Origin of the sequence: Cellulomonas sp. ACRRI (assembly GCF_022346185.1) — a bacterium.
Taxonomy (GTDB): Bacteria; Actinomycetota; Actinomycetes; order Actinomycetales; family Cellulomonadaceae; genus Cellulomonas.
On the sequence record NZ_JAKRMS010000005.1, the window covers coordinates 1 to 24,186 of the forward strand.

Consider the following 24,186-nt stretch of genomic DNA (forward strand, 5'->3'; position numbering starts at 1 on the left):
GGCCGGCGGTGGCGCCGGGCGCGAGGCGGCGGCGGGTGTCCGGGGGGCGGATCGTGGGGGGTCACGATGTGGAAGGCGCGCGGGTGGAGCGCCCGGGGTCGGTCATCCGTCGGGCCAGCGGTAGGAGAGGCGGAGGCCGCCGGCGTTGGGGCCGAGGCCGTACTGCACCTGGGTGTTCGGTCTGCCGGCCTCGTTCCTGCCGTAGGAGATGATGAGGAGCCAGCCGAAGGCGCGTCGGTGGCGGATGGGTTCGCAGGCGTATGTGGCGTACTTGGCGTCCGGGCGCATGCTCGTGAGGTCGGCCCGCTTGCGGGCGTCCAGCGTGACGCACAGGGGTGGGCTGATCCCTGCGGCGCGCGAGCCGGCGGCGAGGTTGTCCAGGACCTCCTCGGGGGTCTGGTGGACCTTCGCGACTCCCCACGCGCCCCTGACGATGTTGTCGACGAATCCCGAGCCCACATTCACCGTGCTCTTGGTCTGGTGACTCCAGGCGTCCTCGCTCAGGGCGTCGCACAGGATGTCGACCTGAGCCCAGGTGCGGGCGGACTCCAGGCGGCAGCCGGCCAGGGCGTAGAGCACGACGAGGGTCAGGGCGACCAGCCGCACCGACCGCCGACGCCGGCGCGGGAGCGGCGGGCGCGCGTACCGGGCCAGGACCCAGGCACGCAGGCGCGCGCGACGGCTCGGGCCGCGGTCCGGGGGGGCCACGACGGTCAGGACCCGCCGGCGGCCGCGCCCGACCCCGTCCGGCGCCGGAAGAGGACGCGGGCCGTCGCACCGGCGAGCAGCAGCGCCACCGCGGCGGCAGCGGTCCACACGAGCGCCCCGCCCGTCATGGAGAGGTCCCGCCCGGACGGGTCCACGGCCCCGCCCGGCACGGGGTCGCGGGCGACGGCGGGCTCGGTCCGGTCGGCGCCGGGTGTGTCGGCACCCTCGTCCTCGTCCCCGGCCAGGTGGCCGGCCTCCTCGACCACCGCGCGGCACGCCGCGTCGACCGTGGCCGGGGCCATCGCGTCGCCGACCACCGCCCCGCCGGCGCTGTTCGTGCCCGCGAACGAGACGAAGAACGCGCCGTCCGAGCCGAACGGCGGGACGACCACAGTGCCCTGGACCCCACCGAGGTCGTCGGCCCGGTGCGTGGCCGTGGTGCTGGTCCCGTGGTCGTCCCCGTCGGCCAGGCCGACCGACGTCGCCGTGACGGTGACCTCGCTGCCCGGCGCGAAGCCGTGGGCGCCGAACGGCACGATCTCGCCCGGGACCACCTCGTCGCAGGCGTCGTACCCGTCGGTGGCCGCCGCGTTCCCCAGGCCCGACTGCGCGAAGGTGAGGGACCCGACGGCGGAGACGACGTCCTCCGGGTACTCCCGCAGCACCGCCTCCGGGTCCGTGACGATCCGGGGGTCGAAGCCGGGTGCCTGGTCGTCCGCTGTTGCCGAGACGGTCCGGGAGACGGTCGCGGCCTGGCCCGCCGCGGCGCCAGCGCGCTCGACCGGGTCCGCGACGTCCGCCCCCTCCGTCGCCGCGTCGAACCGCGGCGGCCGGAAGGAGTGCGCGAGGGCGTCGTTGACCACCTGGGCGTACAGGTCGGCGCCCTTCTGGTTCGGGTGGAAGCTGGTCGAGAAGGTCAGCCCGAACTCGGGGCCGCCGACGGCGCGCAGCGAGAAGCCCGTGATGGCCGCGCCCCAGTCGCAGGCGTTCCGGCCCTCGAAGTCGTCCCGCACGTCGACCACCTGGAGCCCGGCGCCGGGGCGTGCCGCGCGGTCCTGCACGATCGCGGCGAACACGTCGATCCGGTCGCGGAGCCAGCGCCGCTCGCTCCCGTCGAGGAAGGGGGCGTGGCAGGCGAGGTTCGCCAACGCGAACGGAGAGGCCGAGACGAGCCGGGGATACGTGGTCGCGACGACGGTCGCGTCCGGGCCGACCCGGTCGCGGATGCCCCGGTAGACCCCGGTGAGCTCGCCCCCGACCAGCGCCAGCCGGACCGTCATCCAGTCGTGCAGGCTGACCTTCGTCCCGGCGGCGCTGGTGACGAACGCGTCGTCCCAGCAGCGGTCGAACCAGGGCTTGATGCAGTGCCCGACGATCGGCGCGAAGCCGAGGTCGTTCCCGCCGATGCTGACGGTGACCAGGTCCGCCCCGCTGCCGAGGCGGTCCAGCTGGAGCGGCACCGCCTTCTGTTCGTCGCTGAACAGGTAGGGCGTGGCTTGCCGCTGTTGCTCGCTGTCCAGGTTCACGATCCGCGCCCCCGTGCAGGCCCCGAAGTCGAACTCCGCGTCCAGCCGGTGCGCCACGGGCCGGGTGCCCCCCGGGACCACCACCTGCGCCGGCCAGCCCCGCCCGGACCGGTGGCAGATGTAGTCCTCGACGGTCGCCCCGGGGTCGACGTCCGGGTGCAGGTAGGGCTGGAGCCCTTCGCCGGACGCGAACGAGTCCCCGAGCGCCACGTAGGACAGGTGCCCGGTGACCCAGAACGGGACCCGCTCGGTCAGCACCAGGCCGTCCGTGAACCGCGCGCGCACCACCGCGGTGTGCGCGGTCTCCGCGAGCCCGGGGACCGTGACCGTCCAGCCGCCGATCGCGTCGACCTCGGCCTCGACCCGGCGGCCCCCGACATCCACGGTGACCGTGTCGATCCAGGCGGGCCGCGAGTCGAGCACCGAGGCGGTGAGCGCGGAGGGGTCGGTGACCCGGACACAGGAGTCCGACCCGGCGGCGGCGATTGCCCCCAGCGGTGCCGACGCGGCGCACGGCGCGGCCCCGGTGCCGCCGCCCACCGCGAACGTCCGGACGGACACCCCGGAGCGCGCGACCCGGTCGAGGGTCGCGGCGCTGACGGTCGCCTGTCCGTCTGACAGCAGGAACACCCAGCCCGGCCCGTGGTGCAGCGCGAGGGCGTCGAGGGCCGCGGTCAGGGCCGCGTCGAAGCTGGTCCCAGTCCCGACGGACCGATCGGCGTACTCACCGATCGCGCCCCGGCGCAGCGAGGCGGCGACGTGGTTGACGTTCGGGACCACGTCGGTGCCCTCCCCGGTCAGCCCGGGCGGCACGAACAAGGCCGAAGGGTCGTCGCGCCGCATCTGCGCGGTCGCCGCGGTGGTGCCGAAGGCGGTCAGGCCCACCTCGACGCGCTCCGCCGACCCCACCGCCGTCCGCAGGCTGGCGTTGAGCGCGACGACCGCGGCGATCTGGCAGTCGAGGACGTCGCCCCGCCGACCGTCGCCGTTGAGGTCGTCGAGCGCGTCGATCACTCCGTCGCCGGTGCAGTCCTGCACGGGGCTCTCCGTGGAGCCGGAGACGTCCACGGCGTACTGCACCCGGGTCATGTCTGCGTCGTCGTCCCGTGTGACCGAGCCGCGGAAGATCACGTCCCCGTTGCCCAGTCGCGCGCCTGAAGTGGGGTGGACCACCTGGAGGGACGGCTTGTTCTCGTCCTCTCCCGAGGCGGCCCCGGCCGGGCCGGCGCCGAGCAGGGGTGCGAGGGCCAGAGCGACGGCGGTCAGCAGGGCGACGCGCCGGCGCCTCCCACGGCGCGCGGGGACGATGCGATGCGACGGGACAGGGCGGTTCCGGACCATGCTCGCTCCAGCGACGCTGCGGGAGGGCCGCGTCCGCGACCCGCCCGGCCGACGCTAGAGACGCACGAATGCCCGCGAACCGCTATTCCCGGTCGGGTAGGTGCCGATCCGCCCACGAACCGGCCCATATCCCCTCGCGCCCGCGCCCTGGCGCCGCGTACCGTCGCCACCATGCGCATCTGACCGGCCCCGAGTCCCCGTCCCGACTCCCCGCCGACCCCCGCGGCCCGAGCCGCGCGCGTCGGCAGCCGGTGGTGATCCCCGTGTCAGCCCTCCCTCCCGCACCCACGCCCGTCCTGCGGGCCGTCGGCCTGTCCCGCGCGTACGGCGACCGCCGGGTGCTGACCGACCTGTCCGTCGCGGTCGACCCGGGGCACCGGCTCGGCCTGGTCGGCGAGAACGGGATCGGCAAGTCCACGCTGCTGCGGCTGCTGGCCGGCGTCGAGGAGCCGGACGCCGGCGAGGTGCACCGGCCCGCCGACCTCGTGCACCTGGCGCAGGAGCCGCCGTTCGGGCCGGACGCGACGGTCGACGACGTGCTGGGCGCGGCGCTCGCCGAGGTGCGCGCGGTGGCGGCCGCGCTCGAGGACGCCGCCGCGGCGCTCGCGGGTGACGACCCGGGGGCCGCCGGTCGCTACGACGAGGCCCTGGCCCGCGCCGAGGCGGTCGGCGTGTGGGACGCCGACGCCCGCGCGCAGCGGGTGCTGGCGGGTCTGGGCCTCGGCGGGGTCGACCCGGGTCGTCCCAGCGGGACGCTGTCGGGCGGCCAGCGGTCCCGGCTCGCGCTCGCCGCGGTGCTGGTCCGCCGGCCGCGTGCGGTGCTGCTGGACGAGCCGACCAACCACCTGGACGACGAGGCCGCGGACTTCCTGGCGGGCGCGCTGGCGGCGCTGCCCGGCGCGGTGGTCCTGGCCAGCCACGACCGGGTGTTCCTGGACGAGGTGGTGACGGAGGTGCTCGACCTCGACCCGGTCCTGGGCGGGCCGCGCGTGGTCGGCGGCCGGTACGCGGACTACCGCGCGGCGCGGCAGGTCGCCCGCGAGCGGTGGCAGGAGCGGTGGGCGGCCGAGCAGGACGAGGTCGCGGGGCTGCGGGCAGCGCTCGGCGAGGGCGGGGCGGCGCGCACGCTCGCACCCGGCCGGGAGATGGCCGACCGGAACAAGATGGCCTACGGGCGCGCGGGCGACCGGGTGGAGCAGCAGGTGTCCCGCCGGGTCCGCGACGCCCGGCGCCGGCTGGACGAGATCGAGGCCGGTCCGGTGCCCCGGCCGCCGCGCCCGCTGCGGTTCCGCGCGACGCTGACCGGCGGTGGCCGGGGCGACGGCGCGGCGCTCGCGGTCCGCGGTGCCGAGGTGCCAGGCCGGCTGCGCGTGGACGCGCTCGACGTGCACCGGGACACCGCGCTCCTGGTCACCGGGGCCAACGGGTCGGGCAAGTCGACGCTGCTGCACCTGCTGGCGGGTGACCTGGTGCCCGCCGCGGGGACGGTGCGCCGCGCGCAGGACGTCCGGGTGGCGCTGCTCGAGCAGGACGTCGGCCTGGCGGACGACCCCCGCACGCCGCGGGACGTGTACGGCCTGGTGACGGCCGGGGTTCCGGGGGCGGTGCCGCTCGCCGAGCTCGGGCTGGTCGCGGCGCGCGACGTCGACCGGCCGCTGCGCGAGCTGTCGGTGGGGCAGCGGCGACGGGTGGTGCTCGCGCTGCTGGTCGCGCAGGCCCCGGAGGTGCTGCTGCTCGACGAGCCGACCAACCACATCTCGCTCGCGCTCGCGGACGAGCTGGCCGACGCGTTGCGGGTGGCGCCGGGCGCGGTGGTGGTCGCGTCGCACGACCGGTGGCTGCGCCGGACCTGGCACGGGACGACGGCCGAGGTGCTCGACGGCGGGCTCCGTGTCGGGGGCGGCTCGTAGGGTGGCGGGCATGACGAGCGAGCAGGACCAGGGTGCGGCCACCGAGGGCGAGCGGCGCGCCGCGCAGGCGCTCGCCGACGCGGGCATCCCGCACGAGATCGTCCGGCACGGCCCGGTGCGCTCGCTGGCCGAGGCGGCCGCGGCGCGGGGGATCGACCCGTCGGGCATCGTCAAGACGCTGGTCGTCCGCCGGGGGGACGACGACTACCTGTTCGTGCTGGTCCCGGGCGACCGCACGATCTCCTGGCCCAAGCTGCGGGCGCTGCTCGGCGTGAGCCGGATGTCCATGCCGGACGCCGCCACCGCCAGGGAGGTCACCGGCTACGAGCGCGGCACCATCACCCCGTTCGGCTCGCTGCGCGCCTGGCCGGTCGTCGCCGACGAGCGGGTGCCCGGCCGGCCCGCGTCGATCGGCGGGGGCGGGCACGGCGTCGGTGCGCGTGTCGACGGCGACGACCTCGTCCGCGTGCTGGACGCGACGGTGGCGGACGTGACGGATCCCCTGCCGGACGGCGCCGCCTGACCCTCGCGCCCGCGATCCCGACCGGACGGTCAAGGTGCGGTCAAGAACCGGCCCGCTGATCGGGGAACGAAGCGGCCCGCGGGCGCGTTGTCCACGGCGGAGAACGCCCCGGTCACGCACCGGCGGACCCCAGGACGCGCGTTCGGCATGCGCGCACGTCCCCGGGGGGCCATGATCGGGCGGCCCCACGCAGACTTGGAGAGAACGAGGACATGAACCTGACCGAGGATCCCGCCCCCGTCGGGGGGATCGACGTGACCGCCGCGCACGGGCGCACGGTGGTCCGGCTGTGGGGCGAGGTCGACGGCGCGCTGCGGGCGGAGGCCAGCACGTCGATGGCCCAGGCGCTGGCCAGCCCGGCGCCGGTGGTCGTCGACGCGCAGGAGGTGACGTTCATCGACTCGTCCGGCCTCGCGTTCGTCCTGCAGCTCAACCTGGCGGCGGGGGAGACCGGGCAGGGGCTGACCCTGCGCGACCCGCACCGGCAGGTGCTGGAGAAGCTCGACATGCTGGGGATGGCCGGGGAGTTCGCCCTCGAGCCGGAGCCGGCGCCGGAGCGCGCGATCGCCTGACGGTCCGGCGCACCGACGGCGCGACCGCGCGGCCGCGCGCCACGCCCGTGGTCCACAGGCGACGCGCTCGGTGGCCCGGGATGTCGGTGGCGGCGGCTACGTTCGACGCATGCGGCTCCTGCACACCTCCGACTGGCACCTGGGCCGCACCCTGCACGGCGTCGACCTCACCGCGCACCAGCAGGCGTTCCTCGACCACCTCGTGGACGTCGTCCGCGAGGAGCGCGTCGACGCGGTGCTCGTGGCGGGCGACGTCTACGACCGCGCGATCCCGCCGGTCGAGTCGGTCGCCCAGCTGTCCGACGCCCTGCACCGGCTGTCCGAGCACGCCGCGGTGGTCGTCACGCCGGGCAACCACGACTCGGCGATCCGGCTGGGCTTCGGCGCGGACCTGATGCGGGACCGCGTCCGGGTGCTGGCGCGCCTCGACGACCTGACGCGGCCGGTCGTGCTGCCGGGGGACGGCCACGACGTGCTCGTGTACGGCCTGCCGTACCTCGACCCCGACGCCGCGCGGCACGCGCTGGCCGGCCCGGGCGCCGACGGGCCGCTGCCGCGCTCGCACGCCGCCGTCCTCGGGGCCGCGATGGACCGGGTCCGCGCGGACCTGACCGCCCGCGCGGCCGAGGCCGCCGCGGCGGGCCGGGGCGCGCCGCGGTCGGTGGTGCTCGCGCACGCGTTCGTCGTCGGCGGCGCGGCCAGCGAGTCCGAGCGGGACATCCGGGTCGGGGGCGTGGACCACGCGCCCGCCGCGGTGTTCGACGGGGTGGACTACGTCGCGCTCGGGCACCTGCACGGCCCGCAGCGGGTGGGCGACGGCGACGGCCCGACGGTGCTCCGGTACTCGGGGTCGCCGCTCGCGTACTCCTTCTCCGAGGCGCGGCACGCCAAGTCGACCGTGCTCGTGGACCTCGGCCCGTCGGGCGCCCCGGGGGTCCGGCTCGTCCCCGCCCCCGTGCCGCGCCGCCTCACCGACCTGACCGGCCCGCTGGACGACCTGCTCGGGGCTGCGGGCGAGCCGCACGTCGACGACTGGGTGCGGGTCACGGTGACCGACGCGCACCGGCCGGCCGACCTGTACCGGCGGGTGCGTGCCCGGTTCCCGCACGCCCTGGTCGTCCAGCACCAGCCGCCCGCCCGGGAGTCCGGCCCGCGGGTCGCCGACGTGACGGCGGCACGCGACCCGCTGGAGGTCGCCGCCGAGTTCGTGCAGCACGTGAGCGGGGCCCGTCCCACGGAGGCGGAGGCCGCCGTGCTGCGCCGGGCCTACGAGCAGGTCGTCGCGGCGGAGCGGAGCGCCTGATGCGGCTGCACACCCTGACGATCCAGGCGGTCGGCCCGTTCGCGGGCCGGCACACCGTCGACTTCGCCGCGCTGTCCGCGGGAGGGCTGTTCCTCCTCGAGGGCCCGACCGGGGCGGGCAAGTCGACCGTCATCGACGCCGTGGTGTTCGCGCTGTACGGCAAGGTGGCGTCGGCGTCCGCGAGCGAGGACCGGCTGCGGTCGGCGTTCGCCGCGGACGACGTGGAGACGGTCGTGGACCTGGTGTTCGAGACCGGGTCCGGCGTGTACCGGGTGCGCCGGACGCCGGCGTACGAGCGGGCGAAGAAGCGCGGCACCGGGCGGGCGAAGCAGCAGGCGACCGTGAAGCTGTGGCGGCTCACCGCCGCGCCCGAGGGCGCCGCCCTCGCCGGCCTCGACGCCGCCCTCGCCGGCCTCGACGCCGCCCTCGCCGGCCCCGACGCCGCCGACCCGCCCGGCGAGCTGCTCTCCACCCGCCTCGACGAGGCCGGCGCCGAGCTCACCCGGGTCGTCGGCCTGGACCGGGCGCAGTTCGTGCAGACGATGGTGCTGCCGCAGGGCGAGTTCGCCGCCTTCCTGCGCGCCGACCCCGAGCAGCGCCGTGGGCTGCTGCAGCGGATCTTCGGCACCGAGGTGTACGAGCGGGTGCAGCAGCGCCTGGACGAGCTGCGCCGCGAGGCCCAGCGCGCCGTCGCCGAGGCCCGGGCCGCGGTGCAGGAGTGCACCGCGCGGTTCGCCGGCGCGGCCGCGGCCGACGAGGAGGGCGTCGCGGCGCTGCGCGCGGCCGCCGCGGAGGACGTCGCCGCCCTCGCCCCGCTCGTGGCCGACCGGCTCGCCGCGCTGCGCGCGCACGAGGCCGCCGCCCGCGCCGCCGCCGACGCCGCCGCGGCCCGCGTGGCGGAGGCCCGCGCCGCGGCCGACGGGGCGGGCGCCCGGCTGCGGCTGGTCCGGCGCCGCGCGGCGCTGGCGGAGGAGCGCGCCCGGCTGGCGGAGGCCGCCGAGCAGCACGCCGCGGACGTGGCGCGGGTGGACCGCGCGCGGCGCGCCGCCGTGGCCCGGCCGGTCCTGCGCGGCCTGGACGACGCGCGGGGCGCGCTCGCGGGCGCGGACAAGGAGCTGCGGGCCGCGCTCGACGCGGCACCCGCCGGTCTCGCCCCGGCGGACACGGGGGCGGCGCTCGCGGACGCGACGCTGCCCGCCGCGCTCACCGCCGTGCGGGCGACCAGCGCCGCGCTCGTCGCCACCCTCACCCGGGTGGTCGGGCTCGAGCGCACGCTCCCCCAGCGGTCGCGCGACCGGGACCGGCTGCGCGAGGTCCAGGCGACCCGGACCCGCACGATGGCGGAGGCCGACGACCTGCTCGCGGTGCGACCCGACGGCCGGGCGGCGCTCGTCGCGGACCTGGACGCCGCCACCGCCCTCGCGGGGACCGTCCCCACCCGCGCCCGCGACCTGGCCGACGCCGAGGCGGTCGCCGCGGCCGTGCGCGACCTCGCCGCGGCGGAGGCGGAGCTCGCCGCGGCCACGGACGCCCGCGCGGCCGCGGCGCGGGCCGCGGTCGCCGCCGTCGAGGAGGAGCACCGGCTGCGCCGTGCACGGCTCGCCGGGTTCGCGGGCGAGCTCGCCGCCGGTCTGGCGCCGGGGGAGCCCTGCCCGGTCTGCGGCGGCACCGAGCACCCGCACCCGGCCCCGCTGGGCGAGGCCCCGGTGGCCGAGGAGGACGTCGCGGCCGCCGAGGACGCGCGCCGGGCCGCCGAGGACGCCGTGCGGGCCGCCGAGGCCCGCGTCGTCGGCCGGACCGAGCGGTGCGCCGCCCTGCGGGAGCGCACCGGCGGCCTGCGCGCGGACCAGGCGGCCGAGGCCTCGGCGGCGGTCGACCGCGCCCGCGCCGCGCTGGCCGCCGCCCGGGACGCCGAGGCCGCCCGCGACCGCCTTCGCGCGGAGGTCGCCGAGCACGACCGCGTCACCGACGACCTGCGGCTGACCCGGTCCGCGCTCGCCGAGGAGCACGTCGCCGCCGGCCACGCGCTGGCCCGCGTCGAGGAGGACCTCGCCCGGGACACCGCGGAGGTCGAGGCGGCGCGGGACGGGCACCCGACGGTGCTGGCCCGCCAGGGTGCCGAGCAGGCGCGGGTCGACGCCGCCGACGGGGTGCTGGCGGCGCTGGACCGCCGGGCCGCCGCGGCCCGCGCGGTCGTCGAGCGGGACGCCGAGGTCGCCCGCGTCGTCGCCGAGCAGGACCTCGGCGACGAGGCGTCGGCTCGGGCCGCGGTCGCCGAGGCCGCCGACGTGGCCGCGGCGGAGCGCGCCGTCGAGGCCTACCGGGCCGCCGTGGCGCGGGTGGAGCAGGGGCTGCGTGACCCGGAGCTCGCCGACCTCGCGGCCGGCGACCCGCGGGCCCTCGCCACCGAGGTGGCGGAGCTGGAGCAGGCGCTGGCCGACGCGGTGGGCGCGGCCGACGCCGCCGGCGCGCGCCTCGGCAGCGCCCGGGACCGGGCGGCGCGCGCCACGGACGCCGCCCGGCACGTCACCGGGTCCGCCACGACCCTCGCGGCCGCCGAGCAGCAGGCCGCCCCGGTGACGCGCATGGCCCGCCTGGCCGGGGGAGCGGACGCCGACAACGCCCGCGCGCTGTCCCTGGCGACCTACGTGCTCGTGCGCCGGTTCGAGGACGTCGTCGCGGCCGCGAACGACCGGCTCCGCGAGATGTCGGACGGCCGGTACGAGCTGGAGCGCAGCGACGAGCGCGAGGACGTCCGCACCCGGCGCACGGGTCTCGCGATGCGCGTGGTGGACCACACCACCGGCGCCGCCCGCGACCCCCGCACGCTGTCCGGCGGGGAGACGTTCTACGTGTCGCTGTGCCTCGCGCTGGGCATGGCGGACGTCGTCACCGCCGAGGCCGGGGGAGTCGAGCTCGGCACCCTGTTCATCGACGAGGGCTTCGGCACCCTCGACCCGCACACCCTGGACGCGGTGCTCGGCGAGCTCGGGCGGCTGCGTGCGGGCGGCCGCGTCGTCGGCGTCGTGTCGCACGTGGAGGCGCTCAAGCAGGCGGTGGCCGAGCGGATCGAGGTGCGCCGGCGGGTCGACGGGTCGAGCACGCTGGCGGTGGTCGCCGGCTGACGGCCGCCGGCTGACCGTGGGTGCGCCTCACCACGTCCAGCCGCGCGAGGCCAGCTCGACCTCCTCCCGCATCCGCTCCCACGGGTCGCCCTTCGCCCGGGGGAGCACCTCGACGCCCGCGAGCCGGCAGGCCTCCGCGAGCAGCGCGTCGTAGGCGAGCTGGCTGGCGATGATGCGCTCGGCCCGCGCCCACGCGTGCCTGTCCTCCTCGAGCCGGCGCAGGTGGTCGGCGACGATCCCCAGGCGGACCTGCACGTGCAGCGCGTCGAACGGGTCGGGGGCCGGCGGCCCGCCGTGCCGGCCGTGCCGCACGCGGGTGGCGACCCGGTCCAGCGCTCCGGCCACCCGGGCGCGGTGCCGTTCGCGGGCAGCGCTCCGTCGCGGCGACGACTCCGCCCCCGGGATCAGCCTGAGCACGACGGCGAACGTCAGCGCCGGCAGCACGAGCCAGAGCACCAGCCACCACGCCATCGGAGCACCTCGCGTCCCAGCCTACGACCGGCATGTGATGCGCGCCACAGTCGGGACCTGGGTCCCTGGGGGGTGGGATCAGGGACGGACCAGGGTGCTCCCGGATGCCCGCGTGCGAGGGGAGAGCGGGACGATCCACAGGTTGGCAGGGGAGGGACTCGACCAGGATGGGGATCATGGCCACACACGACGGCACGCCGATCGCGAGCGCTCGCGGTCTGGTGAAGACGTACGGCTCGGGCGACACGGCGGTGCGCGCGCTCGACGGCGTCGACGTCGACTTCGCCCGCGGGGAGCTCACCGCGATCATGGGCCCGTCGGGGTCGGGCAAGTCGACCCTCATGCACTGCATGGCGGGTCTGGACCGCTCCGACGCGGGCACCGTGGTGGTGGACGGCCTCGAGGTCAGCGCCATGAACGAGCGGAAGCTGACCCGGCTGCGCCGGGACCGGCTCGGCTTCGTGTTCCAGGCGTTCAACCTGGTCCCGACCCTGACGGCGCTCGAGAACATCACGCTGCCGCTGGACATCGCCCGGCGCCCGGTCGACCGCGCGCACCTCGACGCCGTGGTGCAGGCCGTCGGCCTGGCCGACCGGCTGGGCCACAAGCCCACCGAGCTGTCCGGCGGCCAGCAGCAGCGGGTGGCGTGCGCGCGGGCGCTCGTGTCCCGGCCCGCGGTGGTGTTCGCCGACGAGCCGACCGGCAACCTCGACTCCACGTCCTCGGGCGAGGTGCTGGGCTTCCTGCGCCGCTCGGTGGACGACCTGGGCCAGTCGGTCGTGATGGTGACCCACGACCCGACCGCCGCCTCCTACGCCCACCGGGTCCTGTTCCTCGCGGACGGCCGCCTGGTCGGCGAGCTCACCGACCCGACCCCGGACTCCGTCCTCGCCGCGCTCGCGGCGCTGCGTCCGGCTCCCGCAGCCGGCGCGCCGGTCGCCGTCGCGGCCGCCGACGGGCCGCGCTGATGGGCCGGGTGGCGCTGCGCGGCATCCGCGCCCACGTCGTCCGGTTCCTGCTGTCGCTCCTCGCGGTCGCCCTGGGCGTCGCCTTCGTCGCGGGCACGTTCTCGCTGCGCACGATGCTGTCCAGCACCTTCGACGGCATCGTCGACGCCGGGACGCCCGGCGACGCCTACGTCCGCGCGGAGCCCGCCGAGGGCGCGTCGGTCATCGAGGGCACCACGGCCGGGCCGGCCGTCCCGATGACGCTGGCGGACGAGATCGCCGCCCTGGACGGGGTGGCGCACGCGATCCCCGAGGCGCAGGGATCGATCGTCCTGGTCGGGGCGGACGGCACCGCCGTGCAGAGCACCCAGGCCCCGAGCCTGGTGTTCTCCTACCTCACCGACGACCCGTCGCTCGAGGTGGTCGAGGGCCGCGGCCCGGAGCGCGCCGGGGAGATCGCGCTCGAGACGGCCACGCTGGCGTCCTCGGGCCTCGAGGTCGGCGACACCACGCAGGTGGTGCTCGGCGGGCAGCTGTCCGACGCGGAGGTGGTGGGCCGGTTCGACATGGGCGCGCCGATGGCAGGGGCGACGCTCGTCGTCGTCGACCCCGGGACCGGCTACGGCCTGTTCGCGCCGGACGGCGAGGTCGCGGACATCGCGGTCTACGCCGAGGACGGCACGACCCCGGCCGAGCTGGTCGACGCGATCGCCCCGCTGGTGACCGGCGACCTGCAGGTGGTCACCGGGGACGAGCTGCGGGACGAGAACAAGGCGGCCATCGGCGAGATGCTCGGCTTCGTCACCACGTTCCTGCTGGTGTTCGCGGCGATCGCCCTGTTCGTCGGCGCGTTCATCATCTCCAACACGTTCGCGATGTCGGTCCGGCAGCGGATGCGCGAGTTCGCGCTGCTCCGCGCGGTCGGCGCGTCCCCGGCGCAGGTGTTCACCTCGATCCTGGTCCAGGCGGCCGTGGTCGGCCTGGTCGGGTCGGCCCTCGGCATCGCCGGCGGGCTCGGGCTCGTGCAGGGGCTGAAGTCCGTGTTCGAGGCCATGGGGATGGACCTCGCGGGCGACATCCCGGTCGACGGCGCCACCATCGGCGTCTCGCTGGCCGTCGGCACCGTGGTGAGCGTCCTCGCAGCCGCCGTGCCCGCGCGCCGCGCCGCCCTGGTGCCGCCGGTCGAGGCCATGCGCGACGACGTCGCGGTGCCCGAGCGGTCGATCCGGGTGCGCGCGGTGCTCGGCGCGCTCCTCACGGGGCTGGGCGCCGCGGCGGTGCTGGCCGCGGTGCTGCACACCGGCGAGGAGACGCTGGACGTCGCCCTCGGCGCCGGCGCGGCGGCGGTCCTGGTCGGGGTGCTCGTGCTGGCGCCGGGGCTCGCCCGGGCCGTCCTCGGGGTGCTGTCGTGGCCGTTCGTGCGGCTGCTGCGCCCGGTGGGCCGGCTGGCGCGCGGCAACGTGGTCCGCAACCCGCGCCGCACCGCGAGCACGGCGGGCGCGCTGATGATCGGCATGGCGCTGGTCGGCGGTGTGTCGGTGATCGCCACGTCGGCGCAGGCGTCCGTCGCCGGGGTCGTGGAGTCCCAGCTGCACACGGACCTCGTGCTGCAGTCGGCCACCCGCGACCTCCCCAAGGGCGCGATCGCCGACGTCGACGCGCTGCCGGAGGTCGGCGGGACGGCGGCGTTCGCCTTCGCCCCGCTGGAGGTGTCCGCGGACGGCGAGGAGGCCGGGACGCAGTACGTCGCGGGCGTCCGCGACGACCTGTTCGACCGGACGATCGAGGCGACGACGATCGACGGGGACCTCGCGTCGCTCGCCGACGGCGAGGCGGCGGTCCAGGAGGACCCCGCGAAGGAGCAGGGCTGGGCCGTCGGCGACACCCTGCGGATCGTGGGGCCCGCCGGACCTCAGGACGTGACGGTCGGCGCGGTGTTCACCACGAACGTGATCGGCGCACCCGTCGTCGTCGGGACGGACGTGCTCGACGCCCTCGTGCCGCCGGAGCAGCAGCTGGTCGACCTCCTCGCGGTGGACGCCGCCCCGGGCGTGGGGGCCGACGAGCTCAAGGACGCGGTCACGGCCGCCGTCGCGCCCTACGTCGTCGTCTCGGTGCTCACGCAGGACGAGTTCGTGTCGAACCTTGCCGACCAGGTGAACCAGGTGCTGGTGATCCTGTACGCGCTGCTCGGGCTGTCGGTCGTGATCGCGGTGCTCGGCATCGTGAACACGCTCGCCCTGTCCGTCATCGAGCGCACCCGGGAGATCGGCCTGCTGCGGGCCGTGGGCCTGGGCCGGCTCCAGCTCGCCGGCACCGTCACGGTCGAGTCGGTGCTGACGGCGGTGTTCGGCACCGTCGTCGGCCTGGTGGTCGGGGTGGCGCTCGCCTCCGCCCTGCCGTCCGTCTACGCCGACGACGGCCTGTCCGAGCTGGTGATCCCGTGGGGGAACCTGCTGGCCATGGTCGGGCTGGCCGTCGTCGTCGGGGTGCTGGCCGCCCTGTGGCCCGCGACCCGTGCGGCCCGGATGCGGGTGCTGGACGCCGTCAGCTACGAGTGAGGACCCACCCGTCCGGGCCGGCCAGGTCGTCGGCCCGGGCGGGGCCCCACGAGCCCGGCTCGTACGGCTCCGGGTCGGGGCGGTCCGGCCCGAGCAGCGGCGCGAACGCCCGCCAGGCCGCCTCGAGCCCGTGCGGCGTGGTGAACAGCGTCCGGTCGCCGACCAGCACGTCGTGCAGCAGCGACGCGTACGGCGCGATCGGGTCGCCGGGCTCGACGTCGTCCAGCCCCAGCGACGCGGTCCCCGTGGCGAGCCGGAGGTCCGGCCCCGGCTGCTTCACGGTCGTCGTGATGTCGATGGCGCCGTCGCCCGCCAGCGACAGGCTGATCCGGCCCGGGCCGGCCGGCTCGCCGAACAGCTCGTCCGGCGTCTTCAGCACCAGCGTGACCCGCTGCGCCGACACCGCCATGCGCTTGCCGGTCCGCAGCAGGAACGGCACGCCGCGCCAGCGGTCGTTGTCCACCCACAGCCGCGCGGCGACGAACGTGTCCGTGGTGGAGTCGTCGGCGATGCCGTCGATGTCCCGGTAGCCGTCGAACTGGCCCAGCACGACCTCGGCGGGGTCCAGCGGGCGGAAGCACCCGATGACGGCCTCCCGCGCCGTCGCCAGGTGGTCCGCGTCCAGCGCGGCCGGCGGCTCCATCGCGACCTCGGCCGCGATCTGGAACAGGTGGGTCACCAGCATGTCGAGGGCGGCGCCGGTCTCGTCGTAGAAGTCGGCCCGGTCGGCGACGTCCAGCGTCTCCGGCACGTCGACCTGGACCTGCGCCACGTGCCGCCGGTTCCACACGCCGCCGAACAGCTCGTTGCCGAAGCGGAGCACGTGCAGGTTCTGGGTCGCCTCCTTGCCGAGGAAGTGGTCGATCCGGAACACCTGGTCCTCGTCGAGCACCTCGTGCACCAGGGCGTCGAGCTCTGCGAACGACTCCGGGGACGTGCCGTACGGCTTCTCGTAGACGACGCGGACGCCCTCGGCCATGCCGTGGGCGCGCAGGGCGCGGGTGGTCGGGGCGAAGGCCGACGGCGGGACCGCCAGGTAGTGCACGACGGTCACGTCCGCGCCGTCGGCGCCCGCGAGGTCCCGCCGGGCGTCCCGGACCGCGTCGACCAGCTCACCGGGGTCGTCCTCGGTGAAGGTGGTCGCGTAGGACACGTGCCCGTCGAGGGCGCCGGCGTGCTCGGGGTCGCCGTGCTCCTCGAGCGAGGACCGGACCAGGTCGGCGAGCTCGTCATCGCCGATCGGCTTGCGGCCCGTGCCGATGAGCGCCCAGCGCTCGGGCAGCAGCCCGCGCGACGCGAGCTGGGCGAGGCCCGGGTAGACCATGCGCTCGGCGAGGTCGCCGCGGGCGCCGTGCAGGACGAACAGGACCGGCGTCTCCACCGGCGTCGTGGGTGCCATGCCGCGGCTCAGAGGGCGGGCGGGTCGGTGCGCTCGGGGTGCCGGACCGGCGGTTCGTGCGTGCCCTCGCGCTTCTGCTTCTCCAGGAGGTCGCGCGCCTTCGCCGTGGCCTGGTCGACCTTGCGGTCGGTGGCGTCCGACGTGCGCGACTTCACCGCGTCGGCGGCCTTGTCCAGCGCCCCGGCGATCTTGTCCTCGTTGCCGGCGACGGCCTTCTTGGCCTTGTCGACGAAGTCCCCGATGCCCATGTCCGCTCCCGTCGTGGTGCAGGTGGTGTCTGCCACGAGTCAACGTCGGGCCCCGGACCCCCGCAACCGGGCGGGGACCGGGCGCCGGCGACGCCCGGGATCGACCGGCAGCGGGCCCGGGGTGCGTCGGCGGGGTGAAGGTCCTGCGCCGGGCGTCGTCCGGAGTCCCGACCGGCGTGGCCTGCCCGTACCCTCGGGGCGTGACCCGCACCCGCAGCCCCCGCCGTCGCGTCGGATGCGTGGTCGGCCTGACCGCCGCCGTGCTCGTCCTCGTCGGCGGGACCCTGCTCGCCGACCGCGTCACCCACTCGATCGCCGAGGACGTCGCCGCCGACGCGGTGCGGTCCCAGCTCGGCGCCACCGACCCGCAGGTCGACGTCACCGGCTTCCCGTTCCTCACCCAGCTCGCCCGCGGCACGCTCGACGACGTGCACCTCACCGCCACCGGCGCGACGCTGCGCGGGCTCGACGTCACGGACCTCGACGTCGTCGCCACCGGCGTGGCGGTGCGGGAGCCGCGCGGCGCCGAGCACGTGGTCGCGACCGCGACCGTGCCGACCGCCGCGCTGGAGTCCCTGCTCCGCGAGCGCACCGGCTGGGACCTGGCGCTCGCGGTCGACGGCGAGGCCCTGGTGGCCACCGGTGCCGTCGCCGGCGTCCCGGTCGGCGTGACGCTGACCCTCGCGCCCGCGGGTGCCGACGGCCTCGTCGCGACCATCACCAGCGCCTCGCTGGGCGGGTTCACGATCGACGCCGGGCTGCTGCCCGACGGCCTGGCCTCGCGGATCGCCGAGGTCGACGTCGCGGACCAGCTGCCGGCCGGCGCCGAGGTGACCGGCGCCGTGGTCGAGGCGGACGGCCTGCACCTGACCGTGGAGCTCGCCGACGTGACCCTCGACAGCCTGTGAGCGGGTTCCTCGACACGCTGCGCACGCTGCCCGGGGAGATCTGGGACCGCGCCACCACCGTCCAGCCCGCTCCCGGCCAGGCCGTGCTGCTCGGGACGCTGGGCGCCGCGCTGCTCTGCCTCGCCGTCCCGACGCTCTGGCACGTCTCCCGGCACCTGCTGACGATCGTGCACGAGGCGGCGCACGGCCTGGTCGCGGTGCTGTCCGGGCGGCGGCTGTCCGGGATCCGGGTGCACTCGGACACCTCGGGCCTCACGGTGTCCGTGGGCAGGCCGCGCGGAGCCGGGATGGTGGCGACCGCATTCGCCGGCTACGTCGGCCCCGCGCTGCTGGGCCTCGGGGTGGCGTGGCTGCTCGGGCGGGGGTACGCCGTCGGGCTGCTGTGGGCGCTGCTCGTCGTGCTGGTGCTCGTGCTGGTCCAGATCCGGAACTGGTACGGGCTGTGGGCGGTGCTGGCGACGGGCGTCGTGCTGGTGGGCGTCTCGTGGTGGGGGAGCGGTGCCGTGCAGGTCGCGGTCGCGTACGCGGTCACCTGGTACCTGCTGCTCGGCGCGCCGCGGGCCGTGTTCGAGATGCAGGCGCAGCGGCGGCGGGCGCGCGGCCGGGGGACGTCGGACGCGGACATCCTGGCGCGGCTGACCCGGGTGCCGGGCGGCGTGTGGGTCGCGGTGTTCCTGCTGGTGTGCGGCGGGGCCCTGGCGCTGGGCGGCTCGTGGATCCTCCAGCGGCCGCTGGTGTGACGCCGGCGGCGCGTGTGACGACCTCACGCGCGTGCGACGACCTGCCCGCGCTGGATCGGCGCCGTCAGCCCGCGACGGCGCAGCCGTCGAGCTGGCGGTGCATCGCGTCGTGCTCGGCCTGCGTCACCCACAGGCCGTACGCCGCCTTCACCCGGACCTGCCGGACGACGTAGGCGCACCGGTACCCGGTGCTCGGCGGCAGCCAGGTGGCCGCGTCGCCGTCGCCCTTCGCGCCGTTGGCCGGGCCGTCCACCGCGAGCAGGTTGGCCGGGTCGTTGGCGAACTGCCGGCGGGTCCCGGCGTCCCACTGCTGCGCGCCCTTCTGCCACGCGTCGGACAGCGCGACGACGTGGTCGATCTGCACCTCGGCGCTCCGCGGGCCGCGCTCGAACGCGATCACCTGGTCGGTGTACGGGTCCTGCAGCGTGCCGGTGAGCACCACGCAGTCGTGCGTCCCCGCCTCGAAGGTCACGCCGGTCAGGTCGCGGGCCAGCACGTCGTTGCGGGTGTCGCAGCCGTTGCGGTCGACGTCCGCCCACGCGGGGCCGAACAGCTCGCGGTCGTAGCCGGTCTTCGGGGCGCGGCCCTTGACGTCCAGCCCCGCGAGCTCGGAGCGGGCGCGGTCGAGGTCGGCGGCGGTGACCGGGAACCGCGCGGACTCGCGGGACTCGGACCAGACGGGCAGTCCGGCGCCGACGGCCACCGCGACCACCAGCACCAGCCAGACCCACCCGAGCCGCCCGGCCCGGGCGCGTCCCCGCGCGCCGCGTGCCGCGGGCCGCCGGCGCGGGGCGACGGACCGGGAGGTGCGGGACGTGCTCGCGGTGCGGGAGGTGCCGGTGGTGCGCGCGGATCGGGTGGTGCTGCTGGTCACCGCGGAACGGTCGCACACGGGACCGACACGACACCTCCTCCCGACCCGGGCCGGCGCGCCGCCCTGCCGCCGCGCGGGCGCCCTAGCGTCGGTGCGGGAGGTGGCGCGGTGCGGACGAGGTCTGACCGGCGCGGGCGTGCGTGGGCGGCGACGGCGGTGGCCGGCACCCTCGTGGTGGCTGCGGGACTGGCGACGGCCCGGTACGGCTCGGGCGCGGTGGCCGACGCCCTCGGCGACGCCCTGTACGCGGCGCTCGTCCTGCTGCTGGTCGTGCTCGCGGTGCCCCGGTGGTCGCGCGCGGCGCAGGCGGCCGCCGCGGTCGGGCTGTGCTGGGCGGTCGAGCTGGCGCAGCTCACCGGCGCCCCGGCCGCCGCGGCGGACGCCTGGCCGCCGCTGCGGTACCTGCTCGGCACGACCTTCGTCGCCACGGACCTGCTCTGGTACGCGGTGGGGGTGCTGCTCGCCTCGTCGGCCACCGTGCTCGCCTCCCGGGTGGGCGACGCCCGGCGCGCCGCGGTCCCCCGAGGCTGACCGCTGCCGCGGCCCGGCGGCGGGCCGCGGGCCGCCCGGCTGGGGACGACGCACGGGGGGCCGCCCTGTGGTCGTCCCGGTGGCCCGTCGGCATCGTGCGCTCGACGCCGACCACCCGCGGGTCGGCCCGCCGCGCCCCCGGCGTGACCCGCCCGCTACTCGCAGCCCACCCCGTCGCCGTCGCGGTCCAGCGCCGGGCGGTATCCCGGGTCGCCGGAGTGCACCGGCGCCGCACCGGCGGCTCGGGCGGCGTCGCAGTTCTGGAAGTAGACCGACCCGCCGCCCGACGCGGCCGTCGTCGACCCGCCTCCGGAGGAGGAGGTGCCCGCCGAGGAGGACACCCGCGCGCTCGCCGCGGCGGCCTCGCGGACGGCGACGGCCGACTCCCGGGCCGCGACGTCCGCGGCGGTGGTGTCGAGCTCGGCGGCGCGCTGGTCCAGCTGCGCCTGCAGAGCCGCCAGCTCGTCGGCACGCGCCGCCTGCTGGTCTGCCGTGGTCTGCTGCGCGGCCTCGCCGTCGGCGAGGGTCTGCTCGCGCCGGTCCGCCTCGTCGCCGCGTGCGTCCAGGTCGGCTGCGCGGTCGGTGAGCGCGGCGTCCACGTCGGCGAGGCGCTCCTGCTCCGCGGCGACCGCGGAGCGCTCGTCGGACAGGCTGCTCGCGCCGATCCCGATCCCCGCGACCAGCCCGAGGACCAGGCCCACGACCCCCGCCCCGATCACGGCGCCGCGCCGCCGACCCGCCGGGCGGGCGGGTGCCGCGGCCGGCGGCACGACCGGGACCTCCGCGGCCGGCCGGGTGTGCGGTGCCGGCGGGACCGGCCTGAGGTCGGACGGACGTGCCATGGTGTGCCCCCTGGATCCGGGCCGCACCGCGCGGCCGCGTCCCGGTCCCCATCGGCAGGCCGGCGCCGGTGGTTGAGCGGGCGGGGTCCGGGGTGCCGCCGTCCGGGGGAACCGACCGGGCGCCTCCCGCGCGATCCCGAGCCGTCCGCGGTCGCGCACGATCTCGCGCCCGCACGCGCACCCCGCCAGACTGGCCGGGTGGTGCGCGAGCTCGTCGTCCTCGGGACGGCCTCCCAGGTCCCGACCCGCACGCGGAACCACAACGGCTACCTGCTCCGCTGGGACGGCGACGCGTACCTGTTCGACCCGGGCGAGGGCACGCAGCGCCAGCTGACCCACGCCGGCGTGGCGCCGCCGTCGATCACCCGGATCTGCCTGACCCACGTGCACGGCGACCACTGCTACGGGCTGCCCGGCGTGCTGTCCCGGATGGCGCTCGACGGGGTCGAGCACCCGGTGCACCTGCACTACCCCGCGGAGGGCGAGGAGGTGGTGCGGGCGCTGGTCGGGCTGGCGACGCCGGGGCTGGACCTGCGCCTGCACCCGCACGGGGCGGCCGGCGAGGTCGCCCCGGGACTGTCGGTCGAGGCGCTGCGGCACCGGGTGCAGACCTTCGGCTACCGGCTGACGGAGCCCGACGGGCGCACGCTGCTGCCGGACCGGCTCGCGGCGGCGGGGATCGCCGGGCCGGCGGTGGGCGAGCTGCAGCGCGCGGGGCGCCTGGGGGCGGTGCGGCTGGCCGACGTCAGCGTGCCGCGCCGGGGGCAGCGGGTGGCGGTCGTGATGGACACCGCCCCGTGCCCGGGGGCCGAGGCGCTCGCGGACGGCGCCGACCTGCTGCTGGCGGAGTGCACGTTCGCCGACGAGGACGCGGCGCTGGCCGCGGCGTACCGGCACCTGACGGCGGGCCAGGCGGGCGCGCTCGCCGGGGCGGCCGGGGCGCGGACGCTCGTGCTCAGCCATTTCTCCGGCCGGTACGAGGACCTCGAGCCGCTGGGGGAGCAGGCGCGGGCGACGGCCGGGGGCGCCGTGGTGCACGTCGCGCACGACCTGGACCGGGTCGCTCTGCCGCGGCGCCGAGCGACGTCCTGAGGCGCCCGGGCGTCGGCCGGCTCAGTCCTTGCGCGGTGCCACCCCACGCACGGTGTCGACGGGGAACCGCCGCCGCGCCTCGGCCTGCTTCTCCAGCGTCGCGGCGAGCACGTCGACGCCGAGCACGTCCGCGAGCCGCAGCAGGTAGACCAGGACGTCGGCGATCTCCTCGCCCGCGCGCCGCCGCCGCTCGGGATCCGCGAAGTGCGCGGCCGCGTCGCCCGCCGGCAGCCACTGCACGAGCTCGGCGAGCTCGCCCACCTCGCCGACCAGCGCGAGCACGAGCGACTTGGGGTCGTGGAACTGCTCCCAGTCGCGCTCGACGCTGAACTCGCGGATGAGCGCGGTGAGCCGCGCGAGGTCGCCGGGCTCGCCGGCGGGGGCTGCGTCCGTCACACGCCCAGCGTGGCACGCCCGGCCGGGGGACTCACCCGAGCAGCCAGGTCGCCGAGCGCAGGTACCGCTCGGCGACGAGCACGGAACCCGCCGGCTGCTCCGCCCGGAGGGCTCCCGACGGGCCGCCGCGCGGGTCCGTCACCGTGCGCCCGAGCAGCTGCAGCCGGCGCAGCATCGACAGCGCGCAGGCGGTCCGGGCGTCCTGCCGGGTCAGCGGCCGCACCTCCTGGTAGCCGGCCGCCCACGCCTGCGCGCGGTCGGCGGCGTCGGGCAGGTGCTCGACGTACGACAGCGCGCCGGCGAGGTCGAGGACGAACCACGAGAACCCGCAGTCGTCGAAGTCGATCAGCGTGACGTCGTCGCCGTCGAGCAGCAGGTTCCCCGGCCGCAGGTCGGCGTGCACGAGGCCCCAGGCGTCGGGGGCGCGGGACGCGTCGTGCACGGCGTCGAGGGCCGCCGTGCGGGCGCGGCCGAGCAGCGCGAGGTCGGCCGCGGGCAGCCGGGCCCGCTCCCAGGCGCCCCACCGGCTGCCCGGGCCGACCAGGTCGGCGGGCTCCCAGGTCGGCCGCACGAAGTCGAGGGGGCGGTGGTAGCCGAGGGCGTGCTCGTGCAGCAGCGCGGCGGTCGTCCCGACCCTGCGGTGCCAGCCCGCGGGGTCGGCCGAGCCGGGCAGGGCGTCCTCGAGCGACGGCCCGGGGACGTACCGCCACGTCAGGCACACCCAGTGCCGGTCCTCGTCGTCGGCCACCAGGGCGACGTCGCGGCCGTCCACCGGCGGGACGAGGGTCGGCACCCGCACCGTGCCCGCGGCGCCGAGCGCGGCCATCCAGGCGACCTCGGACTCGACCGCCGCGGTGTCCTCCAGGTAGGCCGGAGGCGCGACCCGGGTCACCGCGACCGGCCGCCCGTCGACGGACACCCGGAACGTCGCGTTGTGCGACAGCGCCAGCAGGTCCACGGCGGTGCGGGGCGGGTCCCAGCCCCAGGCCGCGCACAGGGCGGCGTGCAGCCACCGGGGGCCCGGGGCGCCGACGGCGAGCCGCCCGAACGGCGGGTCCGGCTCCGCGAGCCCGGTGCTCCCCAGCGTGTCGTCGGTCGTCATGGCCACCTGCCCCCGGGTGCTCGCGTCGTCGCCGGGCCGCGCGGCCCGAGCCGAGTGTGGGTGGCGCGCGGCCGCGCGGACCAGGGGCGGGGCCGGAATTTCACGCAGGTGTCACCCCGGCCCGGCGGCGGTGACGCCGCCGAAACGCGCCCGTTCCCGGGCCGCCTCAGACCCCGACGAGGGCCGCGCTCGCCTTCCAGAGCCGGCGCGCGAGGTCGGGGTCCGCGGCCTGCGGCGGCGGCACCGCCGGCCGGCCCTGCTCGAGGTACCCGCCGGGCTCCCAGTCGACGCCCGGCGTGCCGGCCGCGAGCGCCGCCAGGTAGCCGCCGCCCTGCTCCGGGGTGATCGTCAGCAGCCGGCGCAGCGGGGTGTGGTAGACGAACCGCATCAGGCTGCTCGTCTCCTTCGCGAAGCTCGTGGCGACGATGCCCGGGTGGAACGCGACCGCGGCGAGCCCCTCGGGCCCGTACCGGCGCTGGAGCTCGACCGTGTGCAGCACGTTCGCGAGCTTGGCGTCGCCGTAGGCCCGCTCGGGGCGGTAGCCGCGCTCGTTCCCGAGGTCGTCGAGGTCGATCCGGCCCCAGCGCGCGGCCGCCACGCTCGACGTCGCGATCACGGACGCGCGGCTCGCCACGAGCGTCGGCAGCAGCAGGTGCGTGAGCAGGAACGGCGCGAGGTGGTTCACCTGGAGGGTGCGCTCGAACCCGTCGACGGTGACCGCGCGCGGCCCCATGATGCCGCCGGCGTTGTTGGCCAGGACGTCGATCCGCGGGTAGGCCCCGCGCAGCTCGGCGCCCAGGCGGCGCACCTGGTCGAGCTCGGCGAAGTCGGCGAGGTGGTGCGGGGCACCGAGCTCCGCGGCGACGCCGGCGGTGCGCGCGGGGTCCCGCCCGACGAGCACGACGCGCTCGCCCGCGCGGGCGAGCCGGCGGGCCGCGGCGGCGCCGATGCCGTCGCTGGCGCCGGTGATCACGATCGTCCGTCCGGCCACGTGGTCCTCCGCGTCGGGTGCCGCCCGGGGGGTCCGGGGCGGGTCCGCGACACCCTAGGGTGCTGCCGTGACCCCC

General features: G+C 77.3%; 21 protein-coding genes. 11 read left to right on the forward strand and 10 right to left on the reverse strand.

What is annotated here, in order from left to right; all coding sequences use genetic code 11:
• Positions 1 to 102: 102 nt before the first annotated feature.
• Both MHY85_RS02350 and MHY85_RS02355 read right to left on the reverse strand, forming a co-directional pair.
• Positions 103 to 708, reverse strand: a complete 606-nt coding sequence (locus MHY85_RS02350; protein ID WP_239192646.1) for a hypothetical protein — start codon at positions 706 to 708, stop codon at positions 103 to 105.
• 5 nt (positions 709 to 713) lie between these two features.
• Positions 714 to 3,323, reverse strand: a complete 2,610-nt coding sequence (locus MHY85_RS02355; RefSeq protein WP_239192649.1) for an SGNH/GDSL hydrolase family protein — start codon at positions 3,321 to 3,323, stop codon at positions 714 to 716.
• Positions 3,324 to 3,838: 515 nt separating this feature from the next.
• Here MHY85_RS02355 and MHY85_RS02360 point away from each other — a divergent pair.
• The 5 genes from MHY85_RS02360 (at position 3,839) to MHY85_RS02380 (ending at position 11,008) form a co-directional block, all read left to right on the forward strand.
• On the forward strand, positions 3,839 to 5,485 hold the full coding sequence (locus MHY85_RS02360; RefSeq protein ID WP_308191299.1) for an ABC-F family ATP-binding cassette domain-containing protein: 1,647 nt from the start codon (positions 3,839 to 3,841) through the stop codon (positions 5,483 to 5,485).
• A 10-nt stretch (positions 5,486 to 5,495) separates the two neighbouring features.
• Complete coding sequence (locus tag MHY85_RS02365) at positions 5,496 to 6,008, forward strand: aminoacyl-tRNA deacylase (RefSeq protein ID WP_239192652.1); 513 nt, start codon at positions 5,496 to 5,498, stop codon at positions 6,006 to 6,008.
• Positions 6,009 to 6,220: 212 nt separating this feature from the next.
• Positions 6,221 to 6,580, forward strand: coding sequence for an STAS domain-containing protein (locus MHY85_RS02370; RefSeq protein ID WP_239192655.1), 360 nt, complete (start codon positions 6,221 to 6,223; stop codon positions 6,578 to 6,580).
• 109 nt (positions 6,581 to 6,689) lie between these two features.
• On the forward strand, positions 6,690 to 7,883 hold the full coding sequence (locus tag MHY85_RS02375; RefSeq protein WP_239192658.1) for an exonuclease SbcCD subunit D: 1,194 nt from the start codon (positions 6,690 to 6,692) through the stop codon (positions 7,881 to 7,883).
• Positions 7,883 to 11,008, forward strand: a complete 3,126-nt coding sequence (locus MHY85_RS02380) for an AAA family ATPase (protein WP_239192661.1) — start codon at positions 7,883 to 7,885, stop codon at positions 11,006 to 11,008. The genes MHY85_RS02375 and MHY85_RS02380 overlap by 1 nt, the downstream gene beginning before the upstream one ends.
• Before the next feature lie 27 nt (positions 11,009 to 11,035).
• Here MHY85_RS02380 and MHY85_RS02385 read toward each other — a convergent pair whose 3' ends face one another.
• The gene (locus MHY85_RS02385) at positions 11,036 to 11,479 is read right to left on the reverse strand and encodes a hypothetical protein (protein ID WP_239192664.1); all 444 of its coding nucleotides are present in this window, start codon (positions 11,477 to 11,479) and stop codon (positions 11,036 to 11,038) included.
• A 176-nt stretch (positions 11,480 to 11,655) separates the two neighbouring features.
• Here MHY85_RS02385 and MHY85_RS02390 point away from each other — a divergent pair, with 176 nt between their 5' ends.
• Together MHY85_RS02390 and MHY85_RS02395 are read left to right on the forward strand one after the other, a co-directional pair.
• The gene (locus MHY85_RS02390; protein WP_239192667.1) at positions 11,656 to 12,447 is read left to right on the forward strand and encodes an ABC transporter ATP-binding protein; all 792 of its coding nucleotides are present in this window, start codon (positions 11,656 to 11,658) and stop codon (positions 12,445 to 12,447) included.
• Positions 12,447 to 14,987 carry an ABC transporter permease gene (locus MHY85_RS02395; RefSeq protein ID WP_239192670.1) on the forward strand — a complete coding sequence of 847 codons (2,541 nt, stop codon included), beginning with the start codon at positions 12,447 to 12,449 and terminating at the stop codon, positions 14,985 to 14,987. The genes MHY85_RS02390 and MHY85_RS02395 overlap by 1 nt, the downstream gene beginning before the upstream one ends.
• On the opposite strand, the gene MHY85_RS02400 is transcribed toward MHY85_RS02395, so the two are convergent.
• Positions 14,974 to 16,386 carry a glucose-6-phosphate dehydrogenase gene (locus MHY85_RS02400; protein WP_239192673.1) on the reverse strand — a complete coding sequence of 471 codons (1,413 nt, stop codon included), beginning with the start codon at positions 16,384 to 16,386 and terminating at the stop codon, positions 14,974 to 14,976. The genes MHY85_RS02395 and MHY85_RS02400 overlap by 14 nt on opposite strands.
• Positions 16,387 to 16,394: 8 nt before the next feature.
• Entirely contained in the window at positions 16,395 to 16,670 is a 276-nt protein-coding gene (locus MHY85_RS02405; RefSeq protein ID WP_239192676.1) for an antitoxin, read from the reverse strand.
• A gap of 164 nt (positions 16,671 to 16,834) precedes the next feature.
• Between MHY85_RS02405 and MHY85_RS02410 the strand changes: the two genes are divergently transcribed.
• Both MHY85_RS02410 and MHY85_RS02415 read left to right on the forward strand, forming a co-directional pair.
• A complete protein-coding gene (locus tag MHY85_RS02410; protein WP_239192678.1) occupies positions 16,835 to 17,542 on the forward strand; it encodes a DUF2993 domain-containing protein in 708 nt (235 codons plus the stop codon).
• Positions 17,539 to 18,282: a M50 family metallopeptidase gene (locus MHY85_RS02415; protein ID WP_239192681.1), complete on the forward strand. Its 744-nt coding sequence runs from the start codon at positions 17,539 to 17,541 to the stop codon at positions 18,280 to 18,282. The genes MHY85_RS02410 and MHY85_RS02415 overlap by 4 nt, the downstream gene beginning before the upstream one ends.
• A gap of 64 nt (positions 18,283 to 18,346) precedes the next feature.
• Here the strand turns inward: MHY85_RS02415 and MHY85_RS02420 are convergent, their stop codons facing one another.
• On the reverse strand, positions 18,347 to 19,156 hold the full coding sequence (locus MHY85_RS02420) for an HNH endonuclease family protein (RefSeq protein ID WP_239192684.1): 810 nt from the start codon (positions 19,154 to 19,156) through the stop codon (positions 18,347 to 18,349).
• A gap of 156 nt (positions 19,157 to 19,312) precedes the next feature.
• Between MHY85_RS02420 and MHY85_RS02425 the strand changes: the two genes are divergently transcribed.
• Complete coding sequence (locus tag MHY85_RS02425; RefSeq protein ID WP_239192688.1) at positions 19,313 to 19,687, forward strand: DUF2809 domain-containing protein; 375 nt, start codon at positions 19,313 to 19,315, stop codon at positions 19,685 to 19,687.
• A 155-nt stretch (positions 19,688 to 19,842) separates the two neighbouring features.
• Here the strand turns inward: MHY85_RS02425 and MHY85_RS02430 are convergent, their stop codons facing one another.
• Positions 19,843 to 20,529 (reverse strand): excalibur calcium-binding domain-containing protein, encoded by a 687-nt coding sequence (locus tag MHY85_RS02430; protein WP_239192691.1) that lies wholly within the window; start codon positions 20,527 to 20,529, stop codon positions 19,843 to 19,845.
• A 201-nt stretch (positions 20,530 to 20,730) separates the two neighbouring features.
• Here MHY85_RS02430 and MHY85_RS02435 point away from each other — a divergent pair, with 201 nt between their 5' ends.
• Positions 20,731 to 21,621 (forward strand): ribonuclease Z, encoded by an 891-nt coding sequence (locus MHY85_RS02435; RefSeq protein ID WP_239192815.1) that lies wholly within the window; start codon positions 20,731 to 20,733, stop codon positions 21,619 to 21,621.
• Positions 21,622 to 21,642: 21 nt separating this feature from the next.
• On the opposite strand, the gene MHY85_RS02440 is transcribed toward MHY85_RS02435, so the two are convergent.
• From MHY85_RS02440 to MHY85_RS02450, 3 genes are all read right to left on the reverse strand, one after another.
• A complete protein-coding gene (locus MHY85_RS02440) occupies positions 21,643 to 22,017 on the reverse strand; it encodes a nucleotide pyrophosphohydrolase (protein ID WP_239192694.1) in 375 nt (124 codons plus the stop codon).
• Positions 22,018 to 22,048: 31 nt separating this feature from the next.
• Positions 22,049 to 23,119: a phosphotransferase enzyme family protein gene (locus tag MHY85_RS02445; protein WP_239192697.1), complete on the reverse strand. Its 1,071-nt coding sequence runs from the start codon at positions 23,117 to 23,119 to the stop codon at positions 22,049 to 22,051.
• A gap of 166 nt (positions 23,120 to 23,285) precedes the next feature.
• Entirely contained in the window at positions 23,286 to 24,110 is an 825-nt protein-coding gene (locus tag MHY85_RS02450) for an SDR family NAD(P)-dependent oxidoreductase (protein ID WP_239192700.1), read from the reverse strand.
• Positions 24,111 to 24,186: the final 76 nt, after the last annotated feature.